Below are 6,520 nucleotides of genomic sequence, written 5' to 3' on the forward strand. Positions count from 1 at the left end.
CCATGCGAGATCCGCTGTCCGCGCTGACGGACGCCTTCACCAGCTTCCTGTTCGGCAAGGTCGAGACCACCCGCCCGCCCGTGCGCACCTCCACCGGCCAGGCCCAGGCCGTCTACCTGCCGACCGCCGCCCCCGGCCTCGGCGACTCCGGCGTGATCATCGGCCGCGAGGTCTACAGCGGCAAGGGCTACATCTACGACCCCTTCCAGCTGTACGGGCAGCAGCTGCCGGCCCCGCACTGGCTGGTCCTGGGCGAGTCCGGCAACGGCAAGTCCGCGCTGGAGAAGACGTACGTCCTGCGCCAGCTGCGCTTCCGGGACCGGCAGGTCGTCGTCCTCGACGCACAGGGCGAGGACGGGGTCGGCGAATGGAACCTCATCGCCGAGCAGCTGGGGATAACTCCCATCCGCCTCGACCCGGTCGCCGCCAGCGACGGCGGCATCCGGCTCAACCCGCTCGACCCGGCCATCACCACCACCGGGCAGCTGGCCCTGCTGCGCACCATCATCGAAGTGGCGATGGGGCACGGCCTCGACGAGCGCTCCGGCTTCGCGCTGAAGGTGGCCCACGCGTACGTCAACGAGACCATCCTCGACCGGCAGCCGGTCCTGACCGACATCGTGGAGCAGCTGCGGCACCCGGAGGCCGAATCCGCCGAGGCCATGAACGTGGACATAGACGACGTACGGGCCTGGGGCCTGGACGTGGCCCTCGTCCTCGACCGGCTCGTCGACGGCGACCTGCGCGGCATGTTCGACGGCCCCACCACGGCCGGCATCGACCTGGACGCCCCGCTGATCGTCTTCGACCTGTCCCACATCGACCGCAACTCGATCGCCATGCCGATCCTGATGGCGATCGTGGGGGTCTGGCTGGAGCACACGTGGATCCGGCCCGACCGGAAGAAACGGATCTTCCTGGTCGAGGAGGCCTGGCACATCATCAACTCGCCCTTCGTGGCCCAGCTGTTCCAGCGGCTGCTGAAGTTCGGGCGCCGGCTCGGCCTGTCCTTCGTCGCGGTCGTCCACCACCTGTCCGACGTGGTGGACGGGGCGGCGGCCCGGGAGGCCGCGGCCATCCTCAAGATGGCCTCCACCCGGACCATCTACGCCCAGAAGGCCGACGAGGCCCGGGCCACCGGGCGGGTCCTCGGCCTGCCGCGCTGGGCGGTGGAGATCATCCCGACGCTGACCCCCGGCATCGCGGTCTGGGACGTCAACGGCAACGTCCAGGTGGTCAAACACCTGATCACGGAAGCGGAACGCCCGCTCGTCTACACGGACCGCGCGATGACGGAGTCCTCGGCCCCGGAACGCCAGGTGCCGGAACACGTGCTCGCGGCGGAACGGGAGGCGGAGGAACGGGCGCTGCTGATCGAGCAGCAGCTGAACGGCGACTCGGCGGAATCCACGGTGGCATGACATGGCGCGCGAAGGCTCTGGCGGAAGCCCCGGCGGACGGGGCGGCATCCCCGACGGACTCCTGGTGGGGGGCCTGGCCTTCCTGCTCGGCCTGGCCGTCCTGGTCTGGACGGCCACCGGGCTGGCGGCCCTGTTCGCCCGGGGCGACTGGCCCTCGACGGTCACCTTCCTGAACACCCCGGACGCCGTCCGCTCGCTGATAAAGCAACCGCACGACATGGCCGCCGCCTGGCCCGCCACGGACCCGGCGGCCCTGTCCAACTGGGGCCTGTTCTGGGGGATCTTCCTCAGCGAACTCCTGGTCCTCTTCACCCTGACCGTCTTCGCGATCGGCGTGGTCGCCCGCACCAAGGCCCGCCGCGCGCGGGCCCGCGCGGGGGCGTGGGCGGAGGCGGACGCGGAGCCGCACGGAGGCCCGGCGGTGATCCCGCCCCAGCCTGCGGCGGCGGGACGCAGCCACCCGGCGGCCCGGGGCCGGTCCGCCGCCCGCCCGTCCCGCCTGCCGGAACCTCCGCACGAGGACCCGTACGACCAGCCGTACGAGGAGCCGTACGAGGAGTCGTACCAGCGGTCGCGCGAGGGGCACGGCGGGGCGTACGAGAGGCCGCACAGCGGATACGGCGAGCCGCCCGCACCCCGGCACCTCGCCCCCCACCTCCCGGCGGGCAGCTCGCAGCCGCCCGGCTTCCCCGAGCCGGACCGGCTCCGCAAACCCGCCACCGCAGCGGGCATGTCCGCACGCCGGTCCGCCGACGCGGACGAGGCAGGGTTCCCGGCTCCGGCGGGACCGCCCGGCACGACAGGGCCGGCCGGCACGGCGCTGCCGGAAGCCGGCAGCGCGGGCCCCGGCGGGGCTGCGGCCCTGCCGGGCCCGGCAGGGCCGAGCGGCCCGGCCCCCGGCTTCGGGCGCGCGGTCGGCGAAGCGGCGGGCGGGATGCGGTACGGCGGGCCCGCCGAACGATTCGGGCCCGCCGCGCGGCGGATCGCGGAGGCCGACGGCGCCGTGCTCGTCGTGACCTCCTCCCCCGCGCTCTGGGCCGAGACCAAGGACGCCCGGGCCAAGCTCGGCCCCGTCCTGCTCTACGACCCCTCGCACCTGTGCGACACCCCCGCCCGGATGCACTGGCATCCGGGCGCCGGCTGCGCCGACCGGGACACCGCCGCGGCCCGTGCCGCGGCCCTGCTGGCGCCCGTACGCCCGCAGGCCCGTATCGACGCCGCCGTCGCCGACACCGCCGAAACGCTCCTGCGCAGCTGGCTGCACGCCGCGGCCGTGGACGACCGCCCGTTCAAGCAGGTGCACCGCTGGGCCCTGGGCGGCAGCGCCCACGAGCCCGTACGCATCCTGCGCACGCACCCGCAGGCCGCACCCGGACTGGCCGGTGAGTTCGAGAACGCCCTCACCGCACACCCGGAGCGCCGCGAGGTCGCCCAGGAGCTGGTGGCCCGCGCCCTCTCCTGCCTGTCCTCCGTCCACATCCGCGAGGCCTGCAACCCGAATCGAACGGATTCGCTCACGCTCGCATCTTTCATGGACGAAGGGGGGACCCTCTATGTGGTGGGTGAGCCCGTCGAGGACCCCCGGACCACCCCCGGGGCCATGCCTCTGCTGACCGCACTCACCGCGAGCGTGGTCGAGCGCGGCCGCCGCATGGCCGTACGGTCATCCGACGGTCGGCTCGACCCACCAGTGACGCTCGTCCTGGACGACGTGGCGGCCGTGGCCCCGGTCCCCCAGCTCCCGCAGCTCCTGGCCGAGGGCACCCTGCCCCTGCTCGCCCTGTGCCGCAGCCGCGAACAGGCCCGCGCCCGCTGGCCGGAGGCCGACCTCCCGGCCGAATAGGGCCCCTCCCTGCGGAACAGGGCCCCCTCCGGCCGAGCGGGGCCGCGCGCCCGCCCGGTCAGTCTGCCGCGCGCTCCGCGACCGGCCGCCGCCGGGCGGCCGGGTCCCGCAGCGCGGGCAGGGTCCAGGCCCCGTCCGGGTGGTACAGGTTCACGCCCGGCGGCACGATCGCGTCGATCCGGTCGAGCGCGGCATCGTCCAGCACCAGCCCGGCCCCCTTCAGGGAGGCCTCCAGCTGCTCCATCGTCCGCGGCCCGATGATCACCGAGGTGACGTCGGGGTGGGCGGCCGGGAAGGCCAGGGCCAGTTCCGGCAGGGTGCAGCCCAGCTCGTCCGCGAGGACCACCAGCTCCTCCACCGCCGCCAGCTTGGCCGCGGTGACCGGCAGCGAAGGATCGAAGCGCTGCGGCGCCAGCTTGGCCCGGCCCCGGCCCAGGTCGATCTCCCGGCCCTGCCGGTAGCGGCCGGTCAGGAAGCCGGAGGCCAGCGGGCTCCAGGTCAGCACCCCCATCCCGTACTTCCGGCAGGCCGGCAGCACGTTCCCCTCGATCCCGCGGGCGAGGATCGAGTACGGCGGCTGCTCGGTGCGGAACCTCTGGAGCCCCCGCCGCTCGGCCACGTGGTGCGCCTCGGCGATGTCCTCGGCGGGGAAGGTCGAGCACCCGAAGGCCCGGATCTTGCCCGCGGTGACCAGGTCCCCGAGCACCCCGAGGGTCTCCTCGACGTCCGTGTGCGGATCGGGCCGGTGCACCTGGTACAGGTCGATCCAGTCGGTCCCCAGCCGCCGGAGGCTGTCCTCCACGGCCGTGGTGATCCACCGCCGCGAGTTCCCGCTCCGGTTGCGGCCCTCGCCCATCTGGAAGTGCACCTTGGACGCGAGCACCACCTCGTCCCGGCGCCCCTTGAGCGCCTTGCCGGTGATGACCTCCGACTCTCCCGCCGAGTACATGTCGGCGGTGTCCACGAAGTTGATCCCGGCATCGAGGGCCGCGTGGATCACCCGTACGGAATCCTCGTGATCGGGATTCCCGACCGACCCGAACATCATCGTGCCCAGGCAGTACGTACTGACTTCGATGCCGGTCCTGCCCAGCATGCGGTAGCGCATGGAACTCCCCCGTTCACAGCGGCCCTTCGGCTTCCGGGCCGCCTCGCGTGCTCCGCACTCTAGGAGTTGGAGTGCACTCCAGCGCAAGGCCCGCAGGGCGGCTGCGGGGAGGACGTACGAGCCGCCTACTCGGGCCGCGCCAGGGCGAGTTCGAGCTCCATCGCACCGTCGCCCTCGGGCACCGGGAACACGTTGCCGCCGAAGGTGAAGCCGAACCGCCGGTAGAACCCCTGCGCCCGCCCGTTGTCCTCGTGCACGAACAGCCGTACGCGCTCCAGCACGGGCTCCTCCAGCGACCAGCCCCAGCGGAGGGCCGCCTCGAACAGGGCCTCGGTCAGACCGGTGCCCCGGTGCTCGGGACGCACGTAGACGCCCACCAGGTGCCCCTGCTCCACGGGAATCTCCGTGCCGAAGAAGTCGGTCGTCCCGGCCCGCTCGACCAGCAGGGTCACCGAACCCACCCAGCTCCCGTCGGGGGCCACGGCGACGAACTGCCGCGCCCCGGTGCCCTGGGAGGCCCCGGCCGCCCGGTCCTGCCAGAAGGAGTCCTCCCGGGCCTCGGCCTGCGCCACGGTCTCCAGGAAGGCCACGGGCGCCGCGGGGTCCTTGAGCGCCTCGATCCGCAGGTCGCGGACCTTTCCCCACTCCTCGGCCCGCACCGGCCGGATGTCGTATTCGTTCTGCTGTTCGCGCTGCTCGTCCATGCCGGGATCCTAAGCGCACGCCCGCCACCGGCCGGCGGGTCCCCGGTTGCAGCGCCCGCCGCCCCGGAACACGCTGAGGACGTGGAAGACGCCGAGGGCCCCGCGCGGGCGCACCAGGCCGAGGCCCAGGGGAACCGCTTCCTCGGCCGGGCGCTGGCCGGCGTGTCCGCGGCCGTGGTCGCAGGCCTGGCCTGCTACTCGGGATTCGTCCCCGACGTCGCCTTCTGGAGCGCGTTCGGCGTGGGCCTGCTGGTGGCCGGTGCCGCCGGTCTGACGGGCGCCCTGCTCGGGTTCCTGTTCGCCATCCCCCGCAGCACCCGGGCCCGGGGCCCCGGCGAAGGGGCCGGCGCGCGGAGGGACGGGGACGAGGCCGTCGGCTTCCTGCCGAACACCAACCTGGAGGACGTCTCCGACTGGCTCACCAAGATCCTGGTCGGCGTGGGCCTGGTCCAGCTGGGCAACGCCGGGGGCTCGGCCCGCCGGCTCGTCGATTCCGTGGGCGACGGGCTGGGCGACACCCCGGCGGCGCGGGTGGTGGGCGCCAGCCTCATGGTCGTCTTCCTCGTCGTGGGCTTCATCCACACCTACATCTGGACCTACACGGTGGTGACGGCCGAGTTCCGGAAGTCCTACACGAGCCTGGTCTCGGCGGTCGCCGGCCGGGTGCAGTCCGCGGTGGCCGACCAGGTCGAGTCGGCCGTCACCGACAAGGTGCAGACGGCCGTGGCGGACAGGGTCGAGGACCGGATCCGGCAGGACATGGAACAGCAGGCCCTCCGGGACGCGCGCGCCCACCTCGTGGTGGGCCAGATGCTCGACCTGCCCGCGGCCGGCACGCCCGTCTCGGCGGAAGAGCTCGCCGCAGCCCTCCGGGAGGCCTCCCTCGATGCCAGGGTGCGCGTCTACGAGAAGGCCCGCACCGTACGCCGTGAGGCCCGCGAGAAGGAGGACCTGCCGCGGATGGCCCACACCATCCCCGTCTTCCGGGCCCTCATCGCCATGGACACCGCCAACGAGTTCCACGAACTCCACGCCCAGCTGGCGTACGCGTTGAAGGACCAGCAGGAGCCCGACTGGCCCGCGGCCCGGGAGGAGCTCGAACGCGCGATGCAGATGCGCGACGCCGTCGCTCCCGCGATGAAGTCCCGCTGGCTGTACTACGAGTTCAACCACGCCTTGTGCTGGATCCACCTCGATCCGAACCCGCCGGGGCTGCCGGCCAGTCCCGAGGTCCTGGCGGCCGTGTGGCAGGACATCCGCGCCCTGGAACAGGCCGGGACGGAACTCGGCGGCCGCCTGCTCGCCGACCCGAAACTCCAGACGTGGATGGCCGTGAACCCGAGACCCCTGTAAACGCAGAAAAGCCCCGCACCAGAAGGTGCGGGGCTTTCCCACAATGATTGTTCGGCGGCGTCCTACTCTCCCACAGGGTCCCCCCTGCAGT

General features: G+C 73.2%; 5 protein-coding genes. 3 read left to right on the plus strand and 2 right to left on the minus strand.

Translation table 11 applies throughout. The features are described 5' to 3' along the window. Window positions 1–2: 2 nt before the first annotated feature. Together ACZ407_RS34635 and ACZ407_RS34640 are read left to right on the plus strand one after the other, a co-directional pair. Window positions 3–1,421 carry an ATP-binding protein gene (locus ACZ407_RS34635; protein ID WP_468135470.1) on the plus strand — a complete coding sequence of 473 codons (1,419 nt, stop codon included), beginning with the start codon at window positions 3–5 and terminating at the stop codon, window positions 1,419–1,421. A gap of 1 nt (window position 1,422) precedes the next feature. After that, the gene (locus ACZ407_RS34640) at window positions 1,423–3,264 is read left to right on the plus strand and encodes a type IV secretory system conjugative DNA transfer family protein (RefSeq protein ID WP_468135472.1); all 1,842 of its coding nucleotides are present in this window, start codon (window positions 1,423–1,425) and stop codon (window positions 3,262–3,264) included. Window positions 3,265–3,322: 58 nt separating this feature from the next. Here the strand turns inward: ACZ407_RS34640 and ACZ407_RS34645 are convergent, their stop codons facing one another. Both ACZ407_RS34645 and ACZ407_RS34650 read right to left on the minus strand, forming a co-directional pair. After that, window positions 3,323–4,372, minus strand: a complete 1,050-nt coding sequence (locus tag ACZ407_RS34645; protein ID WP_468135474.1) for an aldo/keto reductase — start codon at window positions 4,370–4,372, stop codon at window positions 3,323–3,325. A 125-nt stretch (window positions 4,373–4,497) separates the two neighbouring features. Next, window positions 4,498–5,076: a GNAT family N-acetyltransferase gene (locus tag ACZ407_RS34650; protein WP_468135476.1), complete on the minus strand. Its 579-nt coding sequence runs from the start codon at window positions 5,074–5,076 to the stop codon at window positions 4,498–4,500. 81 nt (window positions 5,077–5,157) lie between these two features. On the opposite strand from ACZ407_RS34650, the gene ACZ407_RS34655 reads away from it, so the two are divergent. Then, window positions 5,158–6,429 (plus strand): hypothetical protein, encoded by a 1,272-nt coding sequence (locus tag ACZ407_RS34655; protein ID WP_468135478.1) that lies wholly within the window; start codon window positions 5,158–5,160, stop codon window positions 6,427–6,429. Window positions 6,430–6,520 lie beyond the last annotated feature (91 nt).

It is taken from the genome of Streptomyces sp. NPDC030809 (assembly GCF_055572195.1).